Genomic DNA, 473 nt, shown 5'->3' with positions numbered 1-473 from the left:
ATCTTTAAGTGTTGCATTTAATATGATGTTAGGAAACTTAAGGGGCATGGTAAAAAATATTGATACAACATTTTCGTATACAAATAATCAAGTACAGCAGATTAGAAAACAAACAGGCGAAGCAACGAGACAAGCGCAAGGTGTATCTGAGACACTTGCAGAAATTTCTTCAGGCGCTGAGCAATCAGCGGCATCAATTCAAGCAATTGTTTCTGCTGTTGATACAACGACTTCTATTGCAAGTGAAGTAGAAGAAAAAGCGAAGCAGTCTGATACATTGTCTTCAGAAATGGTTGAAGCTTTAGGGCATAGTACTCGTGTCTTTACGTCTTTAATTCAAGGTATTCAAACATTGGCAAAAGAAAATGAAGATTCAATGCAAAATGTACAGAAGTTAGAAGAACGAATGAAACAAGTAGAACATATTGTGTCTGTTGTGAGTGCGATTGCTAGCCAAACGAATTTATTAGCAC

General features: G+C 36.6%; 1 pseudogene. It reads left to right on the top strand.

Annotated features, from left to right (window positions below):
• Window positions 1-473, top strand: a pseudogene (locus tag M3225_RS28875) (methyl-accepting chemotaxis protein); the annotation flags it as partial.

This window comes from Priestia aryabhattai (assembly GCF_023715685.1).
GTDB lineage: Bacteria > Bacillota > Bacilli > Bacillales > Bacillaceae_H > Priestia > Priestia aryabhattai_B.
The sequence above is the reverse complement of the archived record's forward strand: the minus strand, read 5'-3'. Positions and strand labels throughout refer to the sequence as shown.